The sequence below is a fragment of the Stappia sp. TSB10GB4 genome (assembly GCF_900185745.1).
In the GTDB taxonomy this organism is placed as follows: Bacteria; Pseudomonadota; Alphaproteobacteria; order Rhizobiales; family Stappiaceae; genus Stappia.
In genome coordinates this window covers 100,341-124,226 of record NZ_FYAV01000041.1, presented here as the reverse complement: position 1 = coordinate 124,226, position 23,886 = coordinate 100,341, and the positions used below count along the sequence as shown (strand labels likewise).

Here is a 23,886-nt window from a genome sequence, read left to right as displayed (position 1 = left end):
CCGATGTCAATGCAGGAGCCGACGCAGTGTTGCGCCTCGCACAGGTCTTTCTTCTCGCGCATGGCTGGCGGCGCTGGCTGCTGGCCGCCCTCGCCGGCGCGCTCGCCGCGCTCGCCATGCCGCCCTTCGGCCTGTTCCCGGTGCTCGCCCTGTCGATGCCGGCGCTGGTCTGGCTGCTCGACGGGGCGATCTGCGACGGGCAGGGCTGGGGCCGGCGGCTGCGTCCGGGCTTCGCCATCGGCTGGTGGTTCGGCTTCGGCTTTCATCTGGCCGGCCTGTGGTGGATCGGCCGCGCCTTCCTGGTCGAGGCGGACCTCTTCGCCTGGATGATCCCTTTCGCCATCGTGCTGCTGCCGGCCGGCCTTGCGCTGTTCACCGGGCTTGCGCTGGCGCTGGCGGCGCTGGCCTGGCGCGACGGGCCGGACCGGCTGCTGCTGCTGGCGCTGGTTCTGACGCTCGGCGACTGGCTGCGCGGCCATGTGCTGACCGGCTTTCCCTGGAACCTGTGGGCCTATGCCTTCGGCGACTATGCGGCCCTGATGCAGCCGGCCGCCCTGGTCGGGGTCTATGGGCTCGGCCTGCTGGTGGCGACCATCTTCTGCGGCCTTGCCGGTTTTGCCGACGGCACGCGCGGCGGGCGGCGGATGGGCGTGGTCTCGCTGCTGCTCTTCGCCGCCCTTGCCGGCTATGGCGCCGCGCGCCTGTCCCTGTCGCCGGACGCCGGGACCGAGCCGGTCGCCCTGCGGGTGGTGCAGCCGTCGATCCCGCAGGAGGAGAAGTGGGAGCCGGGCAACCGCGCCGCCGTCTTTGCCACCTATCTGGACGCGAGCCGCGCGCCCTGGCGGGGGGAGGAGGAGGACGCGGACCTGCCGCGCCTGGTGATCTGGCCGGAATCCGCGCCGCCCTTCCTGCTGACCGAGTCTCCCGATGCGCTGGCGGCGATCGCCGGCCTGCTGCGCGAGGGCGACACGCTGGTCACCGGGGCGATCCGCGCCAGCGTCGAGGATGCCGGCAACCGGATCTTCTACAACTCCGTCTTCGTCATCGATGGCGAGGGCACGATCCGCGATGCCTATGACAAGGTGCGCCTCGTGCCCTTCGGCGAATACCTGCCGCTCGGCGACATGCTGGAGGCGATCGGCCTGACCAAGCTGGTGGCGCTTCCCGGCACCTTCCGCGCCGGCTTCCGCCATCGCACCCTGGCGCCGGTCGCCGGCCCGTCCTTCCTGCCCCTGATCTGCTACGAGGCGATCTTCCCGCAGGCCGCGACCTCGCGCGACGGCCGGCCGGGATTCCTGCTCAATGTCACCAATGACGCCTGGTTCGGCGACACGCCCGGACCCCGCCAGCATTTCGCCCAGGCACGCATGCGGGCGGTCGAGCAGGGCTTGCCGGTTGTGCGTGCCGCCAACACGGGCATATCAGGGGTTGTCGATGCCTATGGCCGGGTGGTCGAACTGCGCCCGCTGATGGCGGCCGCGATCATCGACACGCGCCTGCCCTCTGCGGCCCCCGCAGGGCTTTTCGCGCTCTATGGGCAAAAGGTATTGTTAGTTCTGCTGATAGTTTTTCTTGGCACCCTCCTGATAACGCGGTACTTAGGGTATGCGCGTAATGATTGACGGGTCGCGTCGCGGCACGGCATCATAACAACCGCTGCAACCTGCTGCAAAGAAAGGGTTGCAATCCTGCGAACTGGCGTCGGTTCGGCCATGATGTTTCTCTCGACGGATGCCCGTATCCGGCGAGGCATGTTGGGGTCGGGCAAAGAAACGCTGGGTAAGAATAGCATGGTCACAGCAACCGACAGACCCAGAAAGAAGACAAGAATGAGTAGCAAGAAAGCGCCGAACCCCATCGATGTGCATGTCGGCAGCCGCGTGCGGTTGCGCCGGATGATGCTTGGAATGAGCCAGGAAAAGCTTGGAGAAAGCTTGGGCATCACATTTCAGCAGATTCAGAAGTATGAAAAAGGCACCAACCGTATCGGGGCCAGCCGACTGCAGCATATCGCCACGATCCTGAAGGTGCCGGTGGCCTTCTTCTTCGAGGACGCGCCGGGCACGCCGGAAGATGCGAGCGGCTTCGGCGAAGCCAAGCCGGCATCCTATGTGGTCGACTTCCTCTCCTCCTCCGAGGGCCTGTCGCTCAACAAGGCCTTCGTGCGGATCGAGGACGCCAAGGTGCGCCGCCGCGTCGTCGACCTGGTGCGCGCCCTCGCCGGCGAAGAGGTCTGATCCTTTTCGCGACCCGACGGGAGAGGGGCGGAGGCGGATCCCCTCCTCTCCCGGCGCATGCTTGTCCCCGCGCATGCTTGTCCCCGCGCATGCTTGTCCCTGCGCATGAGTGTGCCTGCGTCCGCACGGCCGCATCCGGGGCGTGCATCAGGCCCGTGTGCCTGGCCCGCGTAACGGGCTCTCGTAGCTGGCCCGCGCGGCGTCCTCCCGCCCCCACGCCCGCGCCCACGCCAGCCCCGGCCGCCTCCCTGGCACCCGGGCGACAGGCTCGCGGCGGCGCATCCCTCGCCCGGACCTGCGATTTCCGCGTGGCCGCTCGTCGGCCGCATGGCTTGACGAGCCGTCGTCTTCGCTGGCATGTGTCGTGCGTGGCGGCGGGAATCCTCGCCGCTTCTTTCTATTCTTCCCAGAAGGACGGTTGAACGTGGCTCGTCAAGATTATCTCTTCACTTCCGAATCCGTGTCGGAAGGTCATCCCGACAAGGTGTGCGACCGCATTTCGGATACGGTCGTCGACGCCTTCCTCTCCGAGATGCCGGAGGCGCGCGTTGCCTGCGAAACGCTGGCAACCACCAATCGCGTGGTGATCGCGGGCGAGACCCGCGGCCCGGCGACGATCACCAACGAATATGTCGCGCATCTGGCCCGCCTCGCCATTCGCGACATCGGCTACGAGCAGGATGGCTTCCACTGGGAGACCTGCAACATCGCCGTCCATCTGCATGCCCAGTCGGCCCATATCGCCCAGGGCGTCGACGCCGCCGAGAACAAGGACGAGGGCGCCGGCGACCAGGGCATCATGTTCGGCTATGCCTGCCGCGAGACGCCGGAGCTGATGCCGGCGCCGATCCACTATTCGCACAAGATCCTGCGTCTGCTGGCCGAGGCCCGCCGCTCCGGCCGCGAGCCGGTGCTCGGGCCGGACGCCAAGAGCCAGGTGACGGTGCGCTACGAGAACGGCGCGCCGGTCGGCGTCACCTCGATCGTGCTGTCGACCCAGCATCTCGACGCGAAGCTGACCTCCGACGACATCCGCGCCATCGTCGAGCCCTATATCCTGACCGCCCTGCCGGCCGGCTGGGTCGGCAAGGACACCGCCTGGCACGTCAACCCGACCGGCGCCTTCGTGATCGGCGGACCCGACGGCGATGCCGGCCTGACGGGCCGCAAGATCATCGTCGACACCTATGGCGGCGCGGCGCCCCATGGCGGCGGCGCCTTCTCGGGCAAGGACCCGACCAAGGTCGACCGCTCGGCCGCCTATGCGGCCCGCTATCTCGCCAAGAACGTCGTCGCGGCCGATCTCGCCGACCGCTGCACCATCCAGCTCTCCTATGCCATCGGCGTCGCCGAGCCGCTGTCGGTCTATGTCGACCTGCACGGCACCGGCAAGGTTGACGAGGCGAAGCTGGAAAAGGCCCTGCGCGAGGTGATGAACCTGACGCCGCGCGGCATCCGCCAGCATCTCGGCCTCAACCGGCCGATCTATGCCCGCACCGCCGCCTATGGCCATTTCGGCCGTGAGCCGGAGGCCGATGGCGGCTTCTCCTGGGAGAAGATCGATCTGGTCGACGCCCTGCGCAGCGCCACCGCCTGACATCGCGCCGGGCCGCAAGGCCCCGGCCTGTCCTCCCGCCCGGCACGCTGGTGCCGGGCGGATTTCGTTTCCGCCGCCCGGCCGGGCCAGGGCGGGAAGTGCCGGACCTCACGCATGACCGATCACAGCAAGGGTTCCTTCTTCGGCCGCCGCGTCGGCAAGCCGCTGCGGGCGCAGCGGCGGGAGGTGTTCGAGACGGCGCTGCGGCGGCTGCAGCCGGACCTGTCGCATCCCGCCCCTGAGGACCTGCGCACCCTGTTCGAGGCGCCGGTCGAGGCGGTGTGGATGGAGATCGGCTTCGGCGGCGGCGAGCACCTTTTGCATGAGGCGCGGCGCCTGCCGGCCACCGGCTTTCTCGGCGTCGAGCCCTTCGTCGCAAGCCTTGCCAAGGCGGTGGTGGAGATCGAGGCCGAGCGCCTCGCCAATGTCCGGGTCTATGGCGACGACGCGATCAAGCTGCTCGACTGGCTGCCGGGCGCCTCGCTCGACGGCCTCTACCAGCTCTATCCCGATCCCTGGCCGAAGCGCCGGCACTGGAAGCGCCGCTTCGTCAATCCGGTCAATCTCGACCGCTTCGCCCGGGTGCTGAAGCCCGGCGCGCTCTACCGCTTCGCCAGCGACATCGACACCTATCTCGACTGGACGCTGGCCCGCCTGCTCGCCCATCCCGCCTTCGAGTGGACGGCGGACGGCGCGGCCGACTGGCTGACCCCGTGGCAGCCCTGGCCCGGCACCCGCTACGAGGCCAAGGCCTATCGCGAGGGCCGCAAGGGCCACTATCTGGAGTTCCGCCGGCGCTGAGACCGGCGGGCGGGATCCGGGCGATGCGGCGAATTCTCTTGCGTTCGCCCGCCGGCCCGCTATAGTGAACCCACTTCAATTCTCTATCGGCTCGCATGAGCAGTATGAGAGTGGGCCCTTCCGGGGACCCGCTCTTTTTGTTTTGGTGGTCGCCCTTCGGCGGCTCCGGGGAGACGGTTTTGCAGGATCAGGAAACGCGGATCGTTCGCGAGAACGGACTGGAAGCGCGCATTGCGGCCATGGTCGAGCCGGCGATCGTCGATCTCGGCTTCCGCCTCGTGCGCGTCAAGCTGTCGGGCCTCAACGGCTTCACCCTGCAGATCATGGCCGAGCGCCCCGACGGCACCATGACCGTCGACGACTGCGAGGCGGTGAGCCGCGCGGTGACGCCGGTCCTCGATGTCGAGGATCCGATCGATCGGGAGTATCATCTCGAGATCTCCTCGCCCGGCATCGACCGGCCGCTGGTGCGGGCCATCGATTTCGAGCGCTGGCGCGGGCATCTCGCCAAGCTGGAGCTGGCCGTGCCGCGCGACGGCCGCAAGCGCTTCCGCGGCGAGATCCGCGCCGTCGAGGGCGGCGAATTGGTGCTGCGGCTGGAGGATCTGCCGGACGACGGCGAGCCGGACGTGCGCCTGACGCTCGCCGACATCGCCGAGGCCCGCCTGGTGCTGACCGACGCGCTGGTCGAGGCCTCGCTGAAGGCGGACAAGGCGGCGCGGCGCAAGGCCGGCGCCAACGGCGCGGACGAGGGCTGAGCCGCGCGGCGGCAACGGGAATTCCGACGGAAGCGGCCGAGCCCTTCCAGATGACAGGAAAGCGCCGGCACGGACCGGCGCGAGAGGAGTGGACTGAGATGGCAATCAGTGCGAACCGGCTGGAGCTGCTGCAGATCGCGGATGCGGTCGCGCGCGAAAAGACGATCGACCGCGGCATCGTCATCGCCGCGATGGAGGACGCGATCCAGAAGGCGGCGCGCTCGCGCTACGGCTCCGAGACCGAGGTGCGTGCCGAGATCAATCCGCGCACCGGCGAGATCAAGCTGCAGCGCCTGCTGCTGGTGGTCGAGAGCGTCGAGAACACCTCGACGGAGATCGACCTTGAGGAGGCGCTGCGCCGCAACCCGATGGCGCGCCTCGGCGACTATATCGCCGAACCGCTGCCGCCGCTCGACTTCGGCCGCATCGCCGCCCAGTCGGCCAAGCAGGTGATCGTGCAGAAGGTGCGCGAGGCCGAGCGCGACCGCCAGTATGACGAGTTCAAGGACCGTATCGGCGAGATCGTCAACGGCGTGGTCAAGCGGGTCGAGTATGGCAATGTCATCGTCGACCTCGGCCGCGGCGAGGCCATCGTGCGCCGCGATGAGCTGATCCCGCGCGAGCTGTTCCGCAACGGCGACCGCATCCGCGCCTATGTCTACGACGTGCGCCGCGAGCAGCGCGGCCCGCAGATCTTCCTGTCGCGCACCCATCCGCAGTTCATGGCCAAGCTCTTCGCCCAGGAAGTGCCGGAGATCTACGACGGCGTCATCGAGATCCGGGCGGTGGCCCGCGATCCGGGCTCGCGCGCCAAGATCGCCGTCATCTCCAAGGACAGCTCCATCGATCCGGTCGGCGCCTGCGTCGGCATGCGCGGCAGCCGCGTTCAGGCGGTGGTCGGCGAGCTGCAGGGCGAGAAGATCGACATCATCCCGTGGAACCCGGATCACGCGACCTTCATCGTCAACGCGCTGCAGCCGGCCGAGGTGAGCAAGGTGGTGCTCGACGAGGATGCCGAGCGCATCGAGGTGGTGGTGCCGGACGAGCAGCTCTCGCTGGCGATCGGCCGCCGCGGCCAGAATGTTCGCCTCGCCTCGCAACTGACCGGCTGGGCGATCGACATCATGACGGAGCATGACGAGTCGGAGCGCCGCCAGAAGGAATTCACCGATCGCACCCAGCTCTTCATGGAGGCGCTGAACGTCGACGAGGTCGTCGGCCAGCTTCTGGCGTCCGAAGGATTTGCCTCCGTGGAAGAAGTGGCGTATGTCGAGCGCGAAGAGATTGCCACGATCGAGGGCTTCGACGAGGAGACCGCCGACGAGATTCAGGCACGTGCCCGCGAATATCTCGACGAGATTGAGGCGAAGCTCGACGAGGAGCGCCGTGAACTCGGCGTTTCCGACGATCTCAGGAGCATTTCCGGTCTGACCACGGCCATGCTGGTCGCGCTCGGCAAGGATGGGGTGAAGTCCGTCGAGGATCTCGCCGGCTGCGCCACCGACGATCTCGTCGGCTGGAGCGAGCGCGCCAACGGCACCGTCACCCGCCACGAGGGCGCGCTGAGCGGGTTCGATCTCAGCCGCGCCGAGGCCGAGGAGATGATCATGTCCGCGCGCCTCGAGGCGGGCTGGATCACCGAGGCGGACCTGGCATCCGACGAGGAGCCGGCCGGGGACGAGACGGACGAGGGCGAGACGGACGAGAACGAGGCGGGCATCGCCGCAAGCGGTGTGGTGCACGAGGTTTGATCCGGCTGGGCCCGACCCGGTTGGGTTAGGGTCGAACGACCGGCGGAGCAAGACGGGTGCCGAAACGAAACGAGCCATTGGAACGAAGCTGCGCGCTGACCCGCGCGGTGCGGCCGGTGGAGGACCTGATCCGTTTCGTCGCGGGCCCGGACGGCGCTATCGTCCCCGACCTGCGGCGCCGTCTGCCGGGCCGGGGCGTCTGGATCACGGCGAGCCGCCAGTCGGTCGCCGAGGCCCAGAAGAAGAAGGTGTTTGCCCGCGCGCTCAAGGATGGGACCGTGCGGGTGGAGGGCGACCTCGCCGACCAGGTCGAGGCCCTTCTTGAGCGGTCCGCGCTGAACGCGCTGTCTCTGGCCCGAAAGGCGGGCGAGGTCGTCAGCGGCTTCGCCAAGGTGGAGGCGGCGGTGCGCGGGCAGGATATCATCGGACTCGTCCAGGCGCGCGATGGCGGCGACGACGGGGCCAGAAAGCTCGCGGCAATCGCGCGGGCGCGATTTGCCGATACCGGCGGTTGCCGGATCATCGGCTGTTTTACATCGGCTCAATTGGATTTGGCATTGGGTCGGTCAAATGTGATACATGCTGCACTGCTTGCAGGCCGGGCAGGCGAGAACGCTCTCGTCCGGGTTGAGGAACTGGAGCGTTTCCGTACCGAATCCGACAGGACCCCGGTTGCCGGAACGCTCGACGATCCGGTTTCGAATGACGGTGCGGGCGATGCGGTGATCCAGGACTGAAGGCGATATGAGCGAAACGAAGAACCCCGGCGACAAGACGATCAGCATGGAGCGCAAGACACTGGGCCTGAAGCGGCCCGGCGTCGAGCAGGGCACTGTTCGTCAGAGCTTCTCCCATGGCCGCACCAAGGCGGTCGTGGTGGAGAAGAAGAAGCGCCGGGTCGTCCTGCCGGGCGAAGGCGGCAAGCCGGAGGCCGAGGCCGAGGCGGCACCGCGCAGCGTGGCGCCGCCCCCCCAGCGCCGGCCCGATATCGAGCCGGCGACGCCCTCGCGCCGGTCGGAGACGTCCGGGCAGCAGCGGCCGCGTGGTGGCAACATCCTGCGCACTCTGACCGAAGACGAGGCGGCTGCCCGGCAGCAGGCCCTGATCGAGGCGCAGCGCCGCGACGCCGAGGACCGCAAGCGGCGCGAGGAAGAAGAGCGCCTGCGCGCCATCGAGGAAGAACGCCGCAAGGTCGAGGAAGCCGAGCGCGCCAGGCAGGAGGCCGAGGAGGCCGCCCGTCGTGCCGCCGAGGAGGCCGAGCGCAAGAAGAGCGACGACGGCCGCGAGAAGGTTTCGGCCTCGGACGCGGCCGACGCGATCTCTGCCGCAGTCGGCGAGGTGTCGGCTGACGCGCCGGCTCCGGCCGCCCGTGACGAGGCCGCGCGCAAGCCGGCCGCCGCGGCTCCCGCCGCCCCGGCCCGCCGGGCCGAGGGAGACGACGAGGACAGCCGCAAGGGCGGCGTGAAGGCCGTCAAGCGCGCCAAGGTTGCGCCGGTACGCGCCCCGGCCAAGACCCCCGGCGCCGACGACCGTCGCCGGTCCAAGCTGACCATCTCCTCCGCCACCGGCGATGACGAGGGGCGCAGCCGTTCGCTCGCCTCGCTGCGTCGCCGCCGCGAGAAGGAGAAGCGGGCCGGCCAGCAGGTGGTGCGCGAGAAGATCTCCCGCGAGGTGGTTCTGCCCGAGGCGATCACCATCCAGGAGCTCGCCAACCGCATGGCCGAGCGGGCCGTCGACGTGATCAAGCTGCTGATGAAGCAGGGGCAGATGCTCAAGATCAACGATGTGATCGACGCCGACACGGCGGAACTGATCGCCTCGGAGATGGGGCACTCGGTCAAGCGCGTCTCGGAAGCCGATGTCGAGGAGGGCCTGTTCTCCGCTCCCGACGCGGACGACACGATGGAGTCGCGTCCGCCGGTCGTCACGATCATGGGCCATGTCGACCACGGCAAGACGTCGCTGCTCGATGCGCTGCGCCGCTCCAACGTGGTGCAGGGCGAGGCCGGTGGCATCACCCAGCATATCGGCGCCTATCAGGTCGAGCAGGGCGGCAACAAGATCACCTTCATCGACACGCCGGGCCACGCCGCCTTCACCCAGATGCGGGCCCGTGGCGCCAAGGCCACCGACATCGTCATCCTGGTGGTGGCCGCCGATGACGGCGTCATGCCGCAGACGAAGGAAGCCATCGCCCATGCCAAGGCGGCCGGCGTGCCGATCATCGTCGCGATCAACAAGATGGACAAGCCGTCGGCCGATCCGAGCCGCGTGCGCACCGACCTCTTGCGCGAGGACATCGTGGTGGAATCGATGGGCGGCGACGTCATCGACGTCGAGGTCTCGGCGCTGAAGGGCACCAATCTCGACAAGCTGCTGGAGATGATCCTGCTGCAGGCCGAGGTTCTGGAACTGAAGGCCAACCCGCACCGCACCGCCGAGGGCATCGTCATCGAGGCGCAGCTCGACAAGGGCCGTGGTCCGGTGGCGACGGTTCTGGTGCAGAAGGGCACGCTGAAGGTCGGCGACATCGTGGTGGCCGGCTCCGAGTGGGGCCGCGTGCGCGCCATGCTCGACGAGAACAGCCAGCAGGTGAAGGAGGCGCCGCCCTCCAAGCCGGTCGAGGTCCTCGGCTTCAACGGCACGCCCGATGCCGGCGATATGGTCGCCGTCGTCGAGAACGAGGCCCGCGCCCGCGAGATCGTCGACTACCGTCAGCGCCAGAAGCGCGACAAGGCCTCGGTCCTCGCCAGCGGTGCCCGTGGCTCGCTCGAGCAGATGATGAACCGTCTGCAGCAGAGCGGCCACAAGGAGTTCGCGCTGGTCGTCAAGGGCGACGTGCAGGGCTCGGTCGAGGCAATCGCCGGTGCGCTGGACCAACTCGGCACCGACGAGGTCAAGGCGCGCATCCTGCATGCCGGCGTCGGCGGCATCACCGAGAGCGACGTGACGCTGGCGGCCGCCTCCAACGCGCCGATCATCGGCTTCAACGTCCGCGCCAACAAGCAGGCGCGCGAGGCGGCCGAGCGCGAAGGCATCGAGATCCGCTACTACAACATCATCTACAACCTGGTGGATGACGTGAAAGCGGCGATGTCGGGCCTGCTGTCGCCGGAGCGCCGCGAGACCTTCCTCGGCAATGCGGAGATCCTGGAAATCTTCAACATCACCAAGGTCGGCAAGGTGGCCGGCTGCCTCGTCACGGAAGGCATCGTCGAGCGCGGTGCCCAGGTGCGCCTGATCCGCGAGAACGTGGTGATCCACGAGGGCAAGCTCGGCACGCTGAAGCGGTTCAAGGACGAGGTCAAGGAAGTCCAGTCCGGCCAGGAATGCGGCATGAACTTCGAGAACTACCAGGATATGCGCCCGGGCGACGTCATCGAGTGCTACCGGGTGGAGGAAGTGGCCCGCACCCTCTGAGGGGCGCGGCCGCGTGTCTTGCACGCCGGCGGGACCGTCCCGCCGGCGTTTGCCGTTTGGCCCGGATCGGGGACGTGCCGGGAAACCGCCGTTTTCCCGAAGGATCCCGGCCCCGAAGATTCTTTAGTCCCTGACGATCCGGAAAGAAGTGGACCGGCTCCATGGCCCCGAACAACAGACATTCCGCGGGAATGCCGTCGCAGCGGCAGCTTCGCGTCGGCGAACTGGTGCGCAAGGAAGTCTCCGACATCCTGGCGCGCGGCACGCTGGCCGATCCGGCCCTCGACGGCACCATCATCTCCGTGCCGGAGGTGCGCATGACGCCGGACCTGCGGCTCGCCAACTGCCTGGTGATGCCGCTTGGCGGCCGTGACGCCGAGCGTGTCATCGAGGCGCTCAACCGCAGCGCCCGCATCATCCGCCGCGAGCTGGCGCGCCGGCTGACGATGAAATTCCTGCCCGACCTGCGCTTCGTCCTCGACACCCGCTTCGACGACGACGACCGCATCAACGCGCTTCTGTCCCGCGACGAGGTGCGCCGCGACCTTGCCGAGGACGAGGCGGACGAGACTTCCGACGACGCCCCCGGCGAGACCCCCGACGACGCCCCCGAGGACGCTCCGGATCAGGGTGGACGCTAGGCGCATGGCACGACGCAGGAAGGCGGCCCGCAACCGCATCGACGGTTGGCTGGTGCTCGACAAGCCGGTCGGCATCACCTCCAACGAGGCGTTGACGCGGCTGAAGAAGATCCTCCACCCGGAGAAGGTCGGCCATGCCGGCACGCTCGACCCGCTCGCTTCCGGCCTGCTGCCGGTGGCCTTCGGCGAGGCGACCAAGACCGTGTCCTTCGCCATGGACGGGCGCAAGGTCTACCGCTTCACCGTCCGCTGGGGCGAGGCGACGGAGACCGACGACACCGAAGGGCCGGTCGTCGCGACCAGCGACGCGCGCCCGGCTGCGGCCGAGATCGCCGCGGTGCTGCCGGAGTTCACCGGCACGATCCTCCAGGTTCCGCCGAAATATTCGGCGATCAAGGTGGACGGCGCGCGCGCCTATGACCTTGCCCGCGGCGGCGAGGAGGTCGAGCTTGCGGCGCGCGAGATCGACATCCACCGGCTCGACCTTGTCGACTGCCCCGACCGCGACCACGCGGTGTTCGAGGCGGAATGCGGCAAGGGCACCTATGTGCGCGCGCTCGCCCGCGACATCGCGGAGCGGCTCGGCACCTGCGGCCATGTTGCCGCCTTGCGGCGCCTTGTCGTCGGTCCTTTCGACGAGGAGGACATGATTCCGCTGGAAACTCTGGAGGAGTTGGGGCAATGTGCGCCCGGCATGGGCCTGACCGAGGCGCATGCCGATTTCATTCTGCCTGTAGAGACCGCGCTGGACGACATCCCGGCGCTGGCCGTCAGCCGGCAGGATGCCGCCCGCCTCCGACGGGGGCAGGGCGTTTTGCTGCGCGGGCGGGATGCCCCGGCGTTTTCGGGCCTCGTGTCAGTGACCACTCAGGGAGAACTGGTGGCGATCGGCGAGATCGAGCGCGGGGAACTCTTGCCGCGGCGCGTGTTCAATCTCGCTCCGGACACGTCCGGGGCGGACATCGTTGAAAGGACATGACCGATGTCGATTACCGCTGAACGCAAGGCGGAACTGATCAAGGAATACGCGATCAAGGAAGGAGACACGGGCTCTGCCGACGTGCAGGTCGCCATTCTCTCCGAGCGGATCGCCAATCTGACCGACCACTTCAAGAGCCATGGCAAGGACAACCATTCCCGCCGTGGCCTGCTGAAGATGGTGAGCCAGCGCCGGTCGCTTCTCGACTATCTGAAGAAGACCGACGAGGGCCGCTATCAGGATCTGATCAAGCGCCTCGGCCTGCGCCGTTAACCGGTACGGGCAACGCGGCGTCCGCAAGGGCGCCGCGTTTGCGCATCCGCCGCCGGACTGGCGGCGAAAGACGGTCCATCTGCCGCCGGACTGGCGGCGAAAGACGGTCCATCTGCCGCCGGACTGGCGGCAAAAGACGGTCATGGGGCAGGATAGCAGGCGGCTTGAGCGCCCGGCATCGCGCCGGGCGGGAACGAGCCTCCTGCTGTCTTGCCCATGGCGCGTCGCTTGAATGGCGCAGCCGGCACGATGCCGTCTCCGCCTGCCCATGGGAGCAGCCCGGGCCGCATATGGATGCGGGCCGGGTGACCGAAATAGGATAACAACATGTTCGATATTCATCGCGTGGAAGTCGATTGGGGCGGACGCCCGCTGGTGCTGGAGACGGGCAAGATCGCCCGCCAGGCCGACGGCGCCGTGCTCGCCACCTATGGCGAGACCAAGGTGCTGGCCACCGTGGTCGCCGCCAAGGAGCCGAAGCCCGGCCAGGATTTCTTCCCGCTGACCGTGAACTACCAGGAAAAGGCCTTCGCCGCCGGCAAGATCCCGGGCGGCTTCTTCAAGCGCGAGGGCCGTCCGTCCGAGCACGAGACGCTGACCTCGCGCCTGATCGACCGGCCGATCCGCCCGCTCTTCGTCGACGGCTTCAAGTGCGACACCCAGGTGATCGCCACCGTCCTGTCGCATGACATGGAGAACGCGCCGGACATTCTGGCGATGGTCGCCGCGTCGGCTGCGCTGACGATCTCCGGCGTTCCCTTCATGGGCCCGATCGGCGGCGCCCGCGTCGGCATGATCAACGGCGAGTTCGTGCTCAATCCGCTGATCGACGACATGCCGGAATCCGCCCTCGACCTGATCGTCGCCGGCACCGGCGAAGCGGTGCTGATGGTGGAATCGGAGGCCAAGGAGCTCTCCGAGGACGACATGCTGAAGGCCGTGATGTTCGGCTTCAAGGGCTTCCAGCCGGTGATCGACGCGATCATCAAGCTGGCCGAGACCGCTGCCCGCGAGCCGCGCGATCTCAACCTGCCGGATCACTCGGCGCTTGCCGCCCGCATCAAGGAGCTGGCGGCCGGCGACCTGACGGCCGCCTATGCCATCCGCGAGAAGACCGAGCGCCGCAACGCCATCGACGCGGTCAAGGCCAAAACGGTCGAGACCCTGGCCGGCGAGGCCGGGGACGCCGGCATCGACAAGGTCGTCATCGGCGGCCTGTTCAAGGACCTGGAGGCGGAGATCGTCCGCGGCGCCATCCTCGACAAGGGCGAGCGCATCGACGGCCGCGACCTGAAGACGGTCCGCCCGATCGTCTCGGAGGCCGGCATCCTGCCGCGCACCCATGGCTCGGCGCTGTTCACCCGCGGCGAGACCCAGGCGCTGGTCGTCGCGACGCTCGGCACCAACGACGACGAGCAGTTCGTCGACGCGCTGGAGGGGACCTACAAGTCCGCCTTCATGCTGCACTACAACTTCCCGCCCTACTCGGTCGGCGAGACCGGCCGCATGGGTTCGCCCGGCCGCCGCGAGATCGGCCATGGCAAGCTGGCCTGGCGCGCCGTGCGCCCGCTCCTGCCGGCGCATCACGAGTTCCCCTACACGCTGCGCGTCGTGTCCGAGGTCACCGAGTCCAACGGCTCCTCGTCGATGGCGACCGTCTGCGGCACCTCGCTGGCCCTGATGGATGCCGGCGTGCCGCTGAAGGCGCCGGTGGCCGGCATCGCCATGGGTTTGATCAAGGAAGGCGACCGTTTCGCGGTGCTCTCCGACATTCTCGGCGATGAGGATCACCTCGGCGATATGGACTTCAAGGTGGCCGGCACCACCAACGGCATCACCTCGCTGCAGATGGACATCAAGATCGACGGCATCACCGAGGAGATCATGCGTGTCGCGCTCGGCCAGGCGCGCGACGGCCGCATCCACATCCTCGGCGAGATGTCGCAGGCCCTGTCCGAGGCCCGCGCCGAGCTCGGCGAGCATGCCCCGCGCATCGAGGTGCTGAAGATCCCGGTCGACAAGATCCGTGAAGTCATCGGCTCCGGCGGCAAGGTCATCCGCGAGATCGTCGAGAAGACCGGTGCCAAGGTCAACATCGAGGACGACGGCACCGTCAAGGTCGCCTCGGCCGACGGCAAGGCGATCAAGGCGGCGATCAACTGGATCAACTCCATCGCCGCCGAGCCGGAAGTCGGCATGATCTACGAGGGCCGCGTCGTCAAGACCGTCGACTTCGGCGCCTTCGTCAACTTCTTCGGCGCCAAGGACGGCCTCGTCCACATCTCGCAGCTTGCCCCGCAGAAGGTCGCCAAGACCACCGACGTGGTCAAGGAAGGCGACAAGGTCTGGGTCAAGCTGATGGGCTTCGACGAGCGCGGCAAGGTCCGCCTGTCGATGAAGGTCGTCGACCAGGAGACCGGCAAGGAGCTCGCCGCGGAGGACTGAGCCTTCGCGGGCGGGCCCCGGCCCGTCTCCACGACAAAGCGATACGGGCCGGACCTCGCGTCCGGCCCACCGCTCTCTGACAGATCATCGAAAGATCGCTGACGAACCCGCCGGTTTCGGCGGGTTTTGTTTGGGCGGGTCTCATGCGCCGGAGGGCGCGTCCTCGCCGGCGCTCGCCGCAAGCTGGGCGAGGATGTCGGCGACCGTCGTCGCCACGTCGCGCCCGGCCGCGACCCGCAGCCAGCCCGGATAGGCGATCCGCCGCTGCAACTGCCGCGCCAGGATGTCGCCGGTCGCGTCGGAGGGGCCGCCCGTCCGGCTCTCGACCCGCTGCCGCAGGGTTTGCGCATCGGCATCGAGCCACAGGCCGAGAAACGGCGCGCCGGCCGCGCGCGCGACCGCCTCGATCCCCGCCCGGTCGGCCGGCCGCTCGAACACCGCCTCGGCGATCGCCGCGCCGCCCTGGCGCAGGACCAGCGCGGCGCGCCGCTCCATCTCCCGGTAGACCCTGTCCGACACCTCCGGCCGATAGGCCTCGGCCGGCAGGCGCGTTTCCGCCGGCACCCCATGCATCGCCTTGCGGATCCTGTCGCTCTCGACAATGCGCGCCCCCGGCGGCGCGCCGAGATGGGCGGCGAGCGCTTCCGTCACGGTGGTCTTGCCGGAGCCGCTGAGGCCGGCGATGGCGACACAGCGCGGCGGCTGCGGGCGCAGCAGCGCGCCCGCCAGCTCGAAATAGCCGCGTGCCGCCTCAGTGAGCCCTTCCGCCCCGCCGCCCTCCTCGATCTGGGTCGCGGTGACATGCGCCCGCACCGCCGCCCGCACCGCCATGAAGAAGGGCAGCAGGGCAAAGCCCTCGTCGTCGCCGGTCTCGTCGAGATACTGGTTCATGACGAGATTGGCGAGGTCGGCGAAGCCGTGATGCCACAGGTCCATCAGCAGGAAGGCGAGGTCGTAGAGCACGTCGATGGTGGCGATGTCCTCGCTGAACTCGATACAGTCGAAGAGCTGCGGCGTGCCGTCGATCAGGCAGATGTTGCGCAGGTGCAGGTCGCCGTGGCAGCGCCGGACCCGGCCCTCCCGCGCGCGGGCGTCGAGCAGCTCGGCCTGGCCGGCCAGCGCCGCGCGGAAGGCCTGGGTGAGGGTCGCCGTCTCCGCCTCGCCGAAGACATGGCTGGTGGCGAAGCCCGCCTCGTTGATGTCGAGCACCCCGGCCATCAGGGCGCTGCCGCCGCGCCCCCGCGCCGCCGGCGCCTCGCGGTGGAAGCGGGCGATCATCCGCGCCGTCTCGCGCACCAGGGCCGGGGTCAGCCGGCCGGCGCGGGCCATCCGGTCCAGCAGGCAGTCCTGGTCGAAGCGCGCCATCTCCACCACCGCGTCGACCAGCCGCCCGGCGCCGTCCAGCGCCAGCCGCCCGTCGGTCTCCTCGGTGATCCGATGGCAGCCGAGGTAGAGCCCCGGCGCGGTCCTGGAATTCAGCTCCACTTCGGCGGCGCAGGCGGCGAGGCGCAACTCCGGCGTCGAAAAGTCGACATAGGGCAGCTTCACCGCCCGCTTCATCTTCCAGGCCCGCTCGCCGGCCAGCACCACATGCGAGATATGGGTCTCGATGACCTCGACCGGTCCCGGCATGCCGGCCAGCAGGGCCATCGCTGCGCTCTGGTCGTCGACGATCATCCGTTCCGCCTTTCGCCGTTGCCCGGCATCGCGATGCCAGAGGACCGCTGGGGCGCCCCGCGCTCGCCCGCGCGTCCGGCACGATGGAGCAAAGCTCAGCCCGGCGTGATGAAAACTCAGCAGAACGGATCGAGCTTCTGTGGTCAAGTGTCCCGGCGGTCGCACCACGCGGGCGAACCGGAAGCACGAGCGAGGCAATGGAACCCACGACACTGGCGGCGCTCGCCATCTATGCCTTCGTGATGTCGATCACGCCGGGCCCCAACAACCTGATGCTGACGACCTCCGGCCTGATCTTCGGCATGGCGCGGACCTGGCCGCATATTCTCGGCATTCCCTTCGGCGTCGCGGTGCAGCTTTCCGCCGTCGGCGCCGGCCTTGGCGCGGTCTTCGCGCTCGAGCCGCGGCTGCAGGTCGCCTTGAAGCTGGTCGGCACCCTGTACCTGCTCTGGCTGGCGGCCAAGCTCTGGCGCGCGGCCGAACTCAGCGATGCCTCGATGGCCGCGCCCATCAGCTTTTTCCAGGCCGCCGCCTTCCAGTTCGTCAATCCCAAGGCCTGGCTGATCGCCGTCACCGTCATCGCCGCCTTCGTCGCGCCGGGCGAGGGCTATGTCGGGCGGCTGGCGCTGGTGTGTCTTGTCTTCGCGGTGGTCGGCATTCCCTGCATGTCGGTCTGGGCGGCGTTCGGGGCGGGCCTGAGGAAGGTGCTGCGCGATCCCCGCAAGCTGCTCATGGTCAACCGGACGATGGCCGGCCTCGCCGCGCTGACCGCCGGCCTGTTCTGGCTGTGAGCGCTGTCATGGAGGTGGTCGAAGCGGACGCGGACACGGTCTATACTTGGGGCGACGCCTGCCTCGGCTGGCGCCTGCTGGAGCTGGACGGGCTGCAATTGCGTCAGGAACGGATGCCGCCGGGAGCGCGGGAAGAGCCGCATGAGCATCGCCGCGCCCGCCAGGTGTTCTATGTGCTGGAGGGAGAAATGACCCTGGTCACGCCGCAGGCGGTGCTGCGCGCCGGCCCGCGCCAGGGGCTGCATGTGCCGCCCGGACAGCCGCACTGGGTCCGCAACGACGGTGCGGCCGACCTGGTTTTCCTCCTCGTCTCGGCGCCCTCGACCGCCGGCGACCGGCTGCCGGTCGACCCTGCCGGCTGGCCGGTGCCCACGCTCCCCTCGCATCCGCAAACGGCAGAAGGTGAAAACCGATGACCCCGATCGTTCGACCCGAAAACCTGTCGCTGCAGACCCAGCGCCATGGCGAGAGCTTCGAGGCGCGCATGGCCTCGATCGCCGCCCCGTTCGGCGCCCGCCGGCTCGGCGCCCGCTATGTGGAAGTGCCGGCCGGCAAGCGGGCCTGGCCGTACCATTGCCACCACGCCAATGACGAGATGTTCGTGATTCTCTCCGGCACCGGCCGGCTGCGCTATGGCGGGGAGGTGCATGCGCTGCGCGCCGGCGATGTCGTCGTCTGCCCGGCCGGCGGGCCGGACACCGCGCATCAGTTGATCGCCGGCGACGACGGGCCGCTGCGCTATCTCGCCGTCAGCAGCATGCATGAGCCGGACGTGATGGAATATCCCGACAGCGGCAAGCTGGTCGCCTTCGCCGGGGCGGCGCCGGGCGGCGACAAGGCGGCCCGGCGGCTGGAGGTCGTGCTGCGCCGGGACGCCGTCGTCGACTACTGGGCCGGAGAAGGGGAGGCAGAAGGAGAGGCGGAGGCAGAGGCGGAAAGAGGCGAGGGCGGCTGACCGGCAGCCTCGGCCAGCAGCCAGCTCCGCAGGTTGCGGATGCGCCGGTCGCGCTGCAGCGCCGGCGGATAGCACAGATGATAGCCGGCATCGGCGGCGAGCGTGTGGTCGAACAGCCGGGCGAGACGTCCGGCGGCCATGTCCTGGCCGGCGATCTCGAGGCCCGCCAGCGTCACGCCGGCCCCGTCGATCGCCGCCTTCAGCCCGAGCGCGGAGGAATCGACCAGCGTCACCGCCGCCGGGCGCAGCGGCCCGCCCGGCAGTCCGGCGTTCCAGCGCTCGAACGCCTCGCGCCGGTTCTGCGACAGGAACAGGATGCTGCGGCCGATCTGCCGCCGGGCGCTCTCCTCGTCCGGCCGGACAAGGCCGGGGGCGCCGAGCAGGCCGAGGCTCTCCTCGAACAGCAGGTCCGAGATCACTCCCGGCCAGGAGCCGCGCCCGTGGCGGACGGCGGCGTCGGCGGCGCCCGCCGGCAGGTCGACGCTGGCCTGGCCGGTCGAAATCAGCAGCTCGAAGCCGGCCCGCGCGAAGGGATAGCGCGTCAGGCGCGGCGACAGCCAGTGCGCCGCGAAGGTCGGCAGCATCGACAGCCGCAGCGGCCCGAGCTTGCGCTCGCTCTTCAGCAGCCCCACCGCCTCGGCGATGCGGCCGAAGCCGGCGGTGAGTTCGGGCGACAGCGCCTGGCCGGTCTCGGTCAGTTCCAGCCGCGGCCCGACCCGCCGCATCAGTTCGACCCCCAGCACGGTTTCCAGCGCCCGCAACTGATGGCTGATGGCGGAGGGCGTCACGCCGATCTCCCCCGCCGCCGCCTTGATCGACAGGTGCCGCGCCGCCGCCTCGAAGGCGCGCAGCGCCGTGAGCGGCGCGGCAAGCCGCATCGCCCTTTCCGGCGAAATCCTGTCCACCGGGCGCGGCGGGACCAGGGTCGGGGCGGCAAAGGCGGAGTGCGCGTCCTGGCGCATGGCGGGGGTCCGGTCGGCTGCGGGGGAAAGCGGGACTTTCATGACGGGCCATGCTATGGGCAGTGACACTTCGTTAAAACAGCAAAAGTGTCACGTTACACTCCGGGAGTTCGCATGCGCCTGCAATCGCCCTGGCACCCGCGTCTGGCCGAGATCGACGGCTCGCCCGCCGAACGGCTCGATGCCGCCCTGTCGCAGGACATCCTGTCCGGGGCCCTGCCGGTCGGCGCCCGCCTGCCGGCGCAGCGCGATCTCGCCTGGCGCCTCGGCATCGGCCTCGGCACGGTGACCAAGGCCTATGCCATGCTGGAGCGGCGCGGGCTGCTGCGCTCCGAGCGCGGCGCCGGGACCTTTGTCGCCGCGACGGCGGCGCGGCACGGCGACTTCATCGACCTGTCGCGCAACGTGCCGCCGTCGGCCGTCGGCGAGAGGCTGCCGGGGCGCACCCTTGCGGCGCTGGCAAGGCGCATCGATGCCGAGATGCTCAGCACCTATCCGCCGGTCGCCGGCCATCCCCGCTTCCGCAACGAGCTGGCCCGCTGGTTCCGCCGCCTCGGCATGGAGGCCGATCCCGCCTGCCTGCTTCTGACCGGCGGCGCCCAGCATGCGCTGGCGGTCGCCCTCACCACCGTCTGCGGCCCCGGCGGCACGCTGGTGGTGGAGGCGCAGACCTATCCCGGCGTGCTGGCGCTCGCCCGGCATCTCGGCCTGCGCGTCGTCGGCGTCGCGATGGACGGGCAGGGCATGCGGCCCGATGCCCTGGACGAGGCTCTCGACGAAGCACTGGGGCGGGCTCTGAAGGACGCAGGGGGAGGCGGCACCGCCGTCTATCTGACGCCGACCATGCAGAACCCGACCACCGGCTCGATGGACCGGGGCCGCCGCGACGCGATCGTCGCGCTGTGCCGCGCCCGCGACGTCGTGCTGATCGAGGACGATGTCTACCGGCTGGTGCCGGAGCCGGACTTCCCCCCGCTCGCCAGCCTCGCGCCCGAGCGGGTCTTCTATGTCAACAGCCTGTCGAAGACGCTCAACCCGGCGCTGCGCATCGGCGGGCTGGTGGTGCCGCCGGCCTGGTTCGAGCGGGCGGAGGCGGCGCTCCATGCCAGCGGCCTGATGATCTCGCCGCTCGGCTGCGCGGTGATGGAGCAATGGGTGCTGGACGGCACGGCGGAGGCGATCGGCGCGGCGATCCGCGAGGAGGCGCGCCGCCGCCGGGCGCTGGCGTCCGCGATCCTCGGCCCGGCCCTGCGCGAGGCCCGCCATGTCGGCTATCATGTCTGGCTGCCGCTCGCCCCGCCGCTGGCGGCGGCGCTGGAAGTGGCGGCGCGGGCGCTCGGAGTGCTGGTCACCCCGCCCGAGTCCACTCGGGCCACCTCAACCCTCACCGCGCCGGATCCGGCCGCCTCCGGCGTGCGCCTGTGCATCGGCGGTCCGGCGCCGGACGATCTGGAGGCGGCCCTGCGCGCCATTGCCGGCCTTCTCGGCAATCTCGGCGCGCCCGCGCCCACCCGTCCCGTCCTTGCCTGAGCGCCGCCCGTCAGCCGAGCAGCGCGTCGAGCGTCTCGCCGAGCAGGCGCACCATCTCGGCCAGTTCCGCGCCCGTCGCCGTATAGGGCGGGGCCAGCAGCACATGGTCGCCGGCCTCCCCGTCCACCGTGCCGGCGCCGGGATAGCATAAGAGCCCGCGCGCCTGCGCCTCGCGCTTGATTGTAGCGGCAAGCTGCCGCTCGGGCGCGAACGGCGCCTTGCTGTCGCGGTCGGCGACCAGTTCCAGCGCGAAGAAGAAGCCGCGCCCGCGAATGTCGCCGACATGCGGATGCTGGCCGAAGCGCGCCTCCAGCAGCGCCCGCACCACCGCCTCCTCGGCATGGACCTTCTCCACCAGCTTCTCGCGGCGGATGATCTTCTGCGTCGCCAGCGCCCCGGCGCAGGCGACCGGATGGCCGACGAACGTGTGCCCGTGCTGGAACGCGCCCGACCCGCCTTCGAAAGCGGCATGGACATGCCCGCCGACCAGCACCGCGCCGAGCGGCAGGAAGCCCGCGCCCAGACCCTTGGCGACCGTCATCAGGTCCGGCGCGATGCCTTCGGCAAGACAGGCATGCAAGGAGCCGGTGCGGCCCATGCCGCACATCACCTCGTCGAGGATCAGCAAGACGCCATGCCGGTCGCAGATCTCGCGGATCCGGCGGAAATAGCCGGGCGCCGGCGGCACCGCGCCGAGCGTTGCCCCCGACACGGTCTCGGCGATGAAGGCCGAGACGGTGCCCGGCCCGAGCTCCAGGATCTTCGCCTCCAGCTCGTCGGCGGCGCGCAACCCGTAGTCTTCCGCGCTCTCGCCCTCCCGCTGGCCGCGATAGGCATGGCACGGCGAGATGTGATGCATGTCGATCAGCAGGTCGGCATAGGCGGCGCGGCGCGCCCGGTTGCCCCCCGCCGACAGGGCGCCGAGCGTGTTGCCGTGATAGCTCTGCCAGCGGCTGATCACGTGCCGGCGCGCCGGCTCGCCGCGCTCGCGGTGATACTGATGCGCCATCTTCAGCGCGGTCTCCACCGCCTCCGAGCCGCTCAGCACGAAATAGACCTTGTCGAGCCCGCGCGGCGCCCCCTCGACCAGCAGGTCGGCCAGCTCTTCGGCCGGCTCGCTGGTGAAGAAGCCGCTATGGGCATAGGCGAGCCGCCCGGCCTGCGCGGCGATGGCCTCCGCCACTTCCTGCTGGCTGTGGCCGAGGCAGGAGACGGCAGCGCCGCCGCAGGCGTCGAGATAGCGCCGCCCGTCGCTCCCCAGGATGTAGCTGCCCTCGCCGGCGACGGCGAGCGGCGGGGTGGCGCGGGCGGATCGGTGGAAGACGTGGCTCATCGCGGGACCTTTGCGGAAAGCGGCAGGCTGGCAGGCGGCAGGCGGAAAGCGGCAGGCGGATCGGCCGGGGCGATGCGGCCGTCGATTGACAGCGGTCCGGATTCGCCCCTAGGATCATCCGCATAGTGAACATAAATCCGCTAAACGGACAAGCCTGTGACGCGAGAGCTCCGATTTTCTCCCGATCCCCTCCACCCGACCAGAATGAGAGCGTGATGCGGCGTCTGGCGATTGCGCGGCTGTGGCATGAGGCCAATGCCTTTTCCCCCGTTCCCACCGGCCTTGAGAGCTTTCGCCGGCGCGAATGGCAGGCGGGGCCGCAAGCGCGCGACGCCTATCGCGGCACGGCGACGGAGATGGGCGGGACGGTCGCCTTTCTCGACGCCCGGCCCGACTGGCAGGGCGTCTTCCTGCGCTGCACCTCGGCCCCGCCCGGCGGCCTTGTCGAGCAGGCAGCGCTCGATGCCATCCATGACGAGATCGTCGCGGGCCTTGTCCGCGAGATGGCACAGGCGCCGCTCGATGCTGTCTATGTCTGCCTGCACGGCGCCCTTGCCGGCACGCGCGACCCTGGCCCCGACCGCACGCTGCTTGCCCGCATCCGCGCCGCGATCGGCCCGCACGTTCCGCTCGCCGTCAGTTTCGACCTGCATGCCTGCCTCGATCCGCGCAGCGCCGAAAGCGCCGACATCGTCGTCGGCTACAAGACCTATCCCCATGTCGACATGACGGAGACGGCGGAAAAGGCGCTCGGCCTCCTCGAGCGGATGGTGCAGGGCGAGCGCTTCCGCTCGCTGATCCTGCCGGTGCCGATGCTTCCCCCCAGCCATTCCATGCGCACCGACGGCGAGCCGATGGGCGGGCTCGTCCGCCTGGCGGCCGAGCGCGAGGCGGAGGCCGGCCTTGCCGATGTCACCGTCTTCGGCGGTTTCGCCTATGCCGACACGCCCTGGACCTCGGCCGCCATCACCGTCTGCCACCGCGACGAGGGCGAGGGGGAGGGCGCCCGCGCCCGTGCCGTGGCGCAAGGGATGGCGGCCGAGCTGCTGCGCCGCCATGGCGCCTTCCTGCCCGATCTGCCGGGAGCGGACGAAGGCCTGGCGCGCGCCGTCCGCCTGCTGGAGACCGGCACCCGCTGGCCGGTCGCGGTGCTGGAAAATTCCGACAATCCGCTGTCGGGCGGCGCCGGCGACACGCCGGGCCTGTTCCGCGCCCTTGTCGAGGCGGCCCCGCCCTGGCCGGCGCTGTTCGCCAGTTTCTGCGATCCCGATCTCGTTGCCCGCGCCCATGAGCTCGGGCCGGGGGCGCGGCTGGAGGCCGCTCTCGGCGGGCGGCTCGGCACGTCCTTCGGCCCGCCCGTGCCGTTTTCGGGCGAGATCGTCCGCCTCACCGACGGGCGCTTCGTCAACACCGGGCCGATGGAGCGCGGCCGGCCGGAGGCGGTCGGCCGCACCGTGCTGCTGCGCGCCGGCGCCCTGCAGGTGGTGGTCGCCGAGACCGCCCAGAGCGTCAACGATCCGGCCTGGGCCGCCCTGCACGGCATCGACCTTGGAGAGGTCGCCCTGTTCTGCACCAAGGCCAAGAACCATTTCCGCGCCGCCTTCGGCACGTTTTGCGGCGCCATCATCGATGTCGACACGCCAGGGCCCGCCCCGGCGGATCTGACCAGCCTGCCCTATCGCCATGTGCCGGCGAGCTTCCTCCGCCCCGCGCAATAACTCCGCCCCAACGCCCCA

Annotated in this window: 20 protein-coding genes; 17 read left to right on the top strand and 3 right to left on the bottom strand. The window is 69.7% G+C overall.

The genetic code is table 11. The features are described from left to right. Nucleotides 1-26 precede the first annotated feature (26 nt). The 12 genes from lnt (at nucleotide 27) to pnp (ending at nucleotide 14,902) form a co-directional block, all read left to right on the top strand. Nucleotides 27-1,622 carry an apolipoprotein N-acyltransferase gene (gene lnt, locus TSB10GB4_RS08795; RefSeq protein WP_208984598.1) on the top strand — a complete coding sequence of 532 codons (1,596 nt, stop codon included), beginning with the start codon at nucleotides 27-29 and terminating at the stop codon, nucleotides 1,620-1,622. 207 nt (nucleotides 1,623-1,829) lie between these two features. Next, nucleotides 1,830-2,237: a helix-turn-helix domain-containing protein gene (locus TSB10GB4_RS08790; RefSeq protein WP_067223230.1), complete on the top strand. Its 408-nt coding sequence runs from the start codon at nucleotides 1,830-1,832 to the stop codon at nucleotides 2,235-2,237. Nucleotides 2,238-2,661: 424 nt separating this feature from the next. After that, nucleotides 2,662-3,834: a methionine adenosyltransferase gene (gene metK, locus TSB10GB4_RS08785; protein WP_186395432.1), complete on the top strand. Its 1,173-nt coding sequence runs from the start codon at nucleotides 2,662-2,664 to the stop codon at nucleotides 3,832-3,834. A gap of 114 nt (nucleotides 3,835-3,948) precedes the next feature. Next, entirely contained in the window at nucleotides 3,949-4,635 is a 687-nt protein-coding gene (locus TSB10GB4_RS08780; protein WP_186395431.1) for a tRNA (guanosine(46)-N(7))-methyltransferase TrmB, read from the top strand. A 179-nt stretch (nucleotides 4,636-4,814) separates the two neighbouring features. Further along, a complete protein-coding gene (gene rimP / locus TSB10GB4_RS08775) occupies nucleotides 4,815-5,393 on the top strand; it encodes a ribosome maturation factor RimP (RefSeq protein ID WP_186388576.1) in 579 nt (192 codons plus the stop codon). 98 nt (nucleotides 5,394-5,491) lie between these two features. Then, complete coding sequence (gene nusA / locus TSB10GB4_RS08770; protein ID WP_186395430.1) at nucleotides 5,492-7,144, top strand: transcription termination factor NusA; 1,653 nt, start codon at nucleotides 5,492-5,494, stop codon at nucleotides 7,142-7,144. 56 nt (nucleotides 7,145-7,200) lie between these two features. After that, entirely contained in the window at nucleotides 7,201-7,881 is a 681-nt protein-coding gene (locus TSB10GB4_RS08765; RefSeq protein WP_186395429.1) for an RNA-binding protein, read from the top strand. 7 nt (nucleotides 7,882-7,888) lie between these two features. Further along, nucleotides 7,889-10,564 (top strand): translation initiation factor IF-2, encoded by a 2,676-nt coding sequence (infB, locus tag TSB10GB4_RS08760; protein WP_186395428.1) that lies wholly within the window; start codon nucleotides 7,889-7,891, stop codon nucleotides 10,562-10,564. Between the two features lie 161 nt (nucleotides 10,565-10,725). Beyond that, nucleotides 10,726-11,205 (top strand): 30S ribosome-binding factor RbfA, encoded by a 480-nt coding sequence (rbfA, locus tag TSB10GB4_RS08755; RefSeq protein ID WP_186395427.1) that lies wholly within the window; start codon nucleotides 10,726-10,728, stop codon nucleotides 11,203-11,205. 4 nt (nucleotides 11,206-11,209) lie between these two features. After that, on the top strand, nucleotides 11,210-12,184 hold the full coding sequence (gene truB / locus TSB10GB4_RS08750; protein ID WP_186395426.1) for a tRNA pseudouridine(55) synthase TruB: 975 nt from the start codon (nucleotides 11,210-11,212) through the stop codon (nucleotides 12,182-12,184). 3 nt (nucleotides 12,185-12,187) lie between these two features. Continuing rightward, complete coding sequence (gene rpsO / locus TSB10GB4_RS08745) at nucleotides 12,188-12,457, top strand: 30S ribosomal protein S15 (protein ID WP_186395425.1); 270 nt, start codon at nucleotides 12,188-12,190, stop codon at nucleotides 12,455-12,457. A 327-nt stretch (nucleotides 12,458-12,784) separates the two neighbouring features. After that, on the top strand, nucleotides 12,785-14,902 hold the full coding sequence (gene pnp, locus TSB10GB4_RS08740) for a polyribonucleotide nucleotidyltransferase (protein ID WP_186395424.1): 2,118 nt from the start codon (nucleotides 12,785-12,787) through the stop codon (nucleotides 14,900-14,902). Nucleotides 14,903-15,043: 141 nt separating this feature from the next. Here pnp and TSB10GB4_RS08735 read toward each other — a convergent pair whose 3' ends face one another. Beyond that, entirely contained in the window at nucleotides 15,044-16,579 is a 1,536-nt protein-coding gene (locus TSB10GB4_RS08735) for a bifunctional aminoglycoside phosphotransferase/ATP-binding protein (RefSeq protein ID WP_186395423.1), read from the bottom strand. Between the two features lie 197 nt (nucleotides 16,580-16,776). Between TSB10GB4_RS08735 and TSB10GB4_RS08730 the strand changes: the two genes are divergently transcribed. The 3 genes from TSB10GB4_RS08730 to TSB10GB4_RS08720 are packed head-to-tail and all read left to right on the top strand — an operon-like array spanning nucleotide 16,777 to nucleotide 18,325. Further along, on the top strand, nucleotides 16,777-17,370 hold the full coding sequence (locus tag TSB10GB4_RS08730; RefSeq protein ID WP_186388585.1) for a LysE family translocator: 594 nt from the start codon (nucleotides 16,777-16,779) through the stop codon (nucleotides 17,368-17,370). Then, nucleotides 17,367-17,786 (top strand): cupin domain-containing protein, encoded by a 420-nt coding sequence (locus tag TSB10GB4_RS08725; RefSeq protein WP_244570860.1) that lies wholly within the window; start codon nucleotides 17,367-17,369, stop codon nucleotides 17,784-17,786. Before TSB10GB4_RS08730 ends, TSB10GB4_RS08725 begins: the two co-directional genes overlap by 4 nt. Then, nucleotides 17,783-18,325, top strand: a complete 543-nt coding sequence (locus tag TSB10GB4_RS08720) for a cupin domain-containing protein (protein ID WP_186395421.1) — start codon at nucleotides 17,783-17,785, stop codon at nucleotides 18,323-18,325. Before TSB10GB4_RS08725 ends, TSB10GB4_RS08720 begins: the two co-directional genes overlap by 4 nt. Here TSB10GB4_RS08720 and TSB10GB4_RS08715 read toward each other — a convergent pair. After that, nucleotides 18,256-19,287: a LysR substrate-binding domain-containing protein gene (locus TSB10GB4_RS08715; protein WP_244570859.1), complete on the bottom strand. Its 1,032-nt coding sequence runs from the start codon at nucleotides 19,285-19,287 to the stop codon at nucleotides 18,256-18,258. The two genes, TSB10GB4_RS08720 and TSB10GB4_RS08715, sit on opposite strands and share 70 nt — an antisense overlap. A gap of 114 nt (nucleotides 19,288-19,401) precedes the next feature. On the opposite strand from TSB10GB4_RS08715, the gene TSB10GB4_RS08710 reads away from it, so the two are divergent. Then, the gene (locus TSB10GB4_RS08710) at nucleotides 19,402-20,817 is read left to right on the top strand and encodes a PLP-dependent aminotransferase family protein (RefSeq protein WP_186395420.1); all 1,416 of its coding nucleotides are present in this window, start codon (nucleotides 19,402-19,404) and stop codon (nucleotides 20,815-20,817) included. 10 nt (nucleotides 20,818-20,827) lie between these two features. On the opposite strand, the gene TSB10GB4_RS08705 is transcribed toward TSB10GB4_RS08710, so the two are convergent. Then, the gene (locus tag TSB10GB4_RS08705; RefSeq protein ID WP_186395419.1) at nucleotides 20,828-22,150 is read right to left on the bottom strand and encodes an aspartate aminotransferase family protein; all 1,323 of its coding nucleotides are present in this window, start codon (nucleotides 22,148-22,150) and stop codon (nucleotides 20,828-20,830) included. Nucleotides 22,151-22,365: 215 nt separating this feature from the next. Here TSB10GB4_RS08705 and TSB10GB4_RS08700 point away from each other — a divergent pair, with 215 nt between their 5' ends. After that, nucleotides 22,366-23,868, top strand: coding sequence for a M81 family metallopeptidase (locus tag TSB10GB4_RS08700; RefSeq protein WP_186395418.1), 1,503 nt, complete (start codon nucleotides 22,366-22,368; stop codon nucleotides 23,866-23,868). The last annotated feature ends 18 nt before the right edge of the window (nucleotides 23,869-23,886 follow it).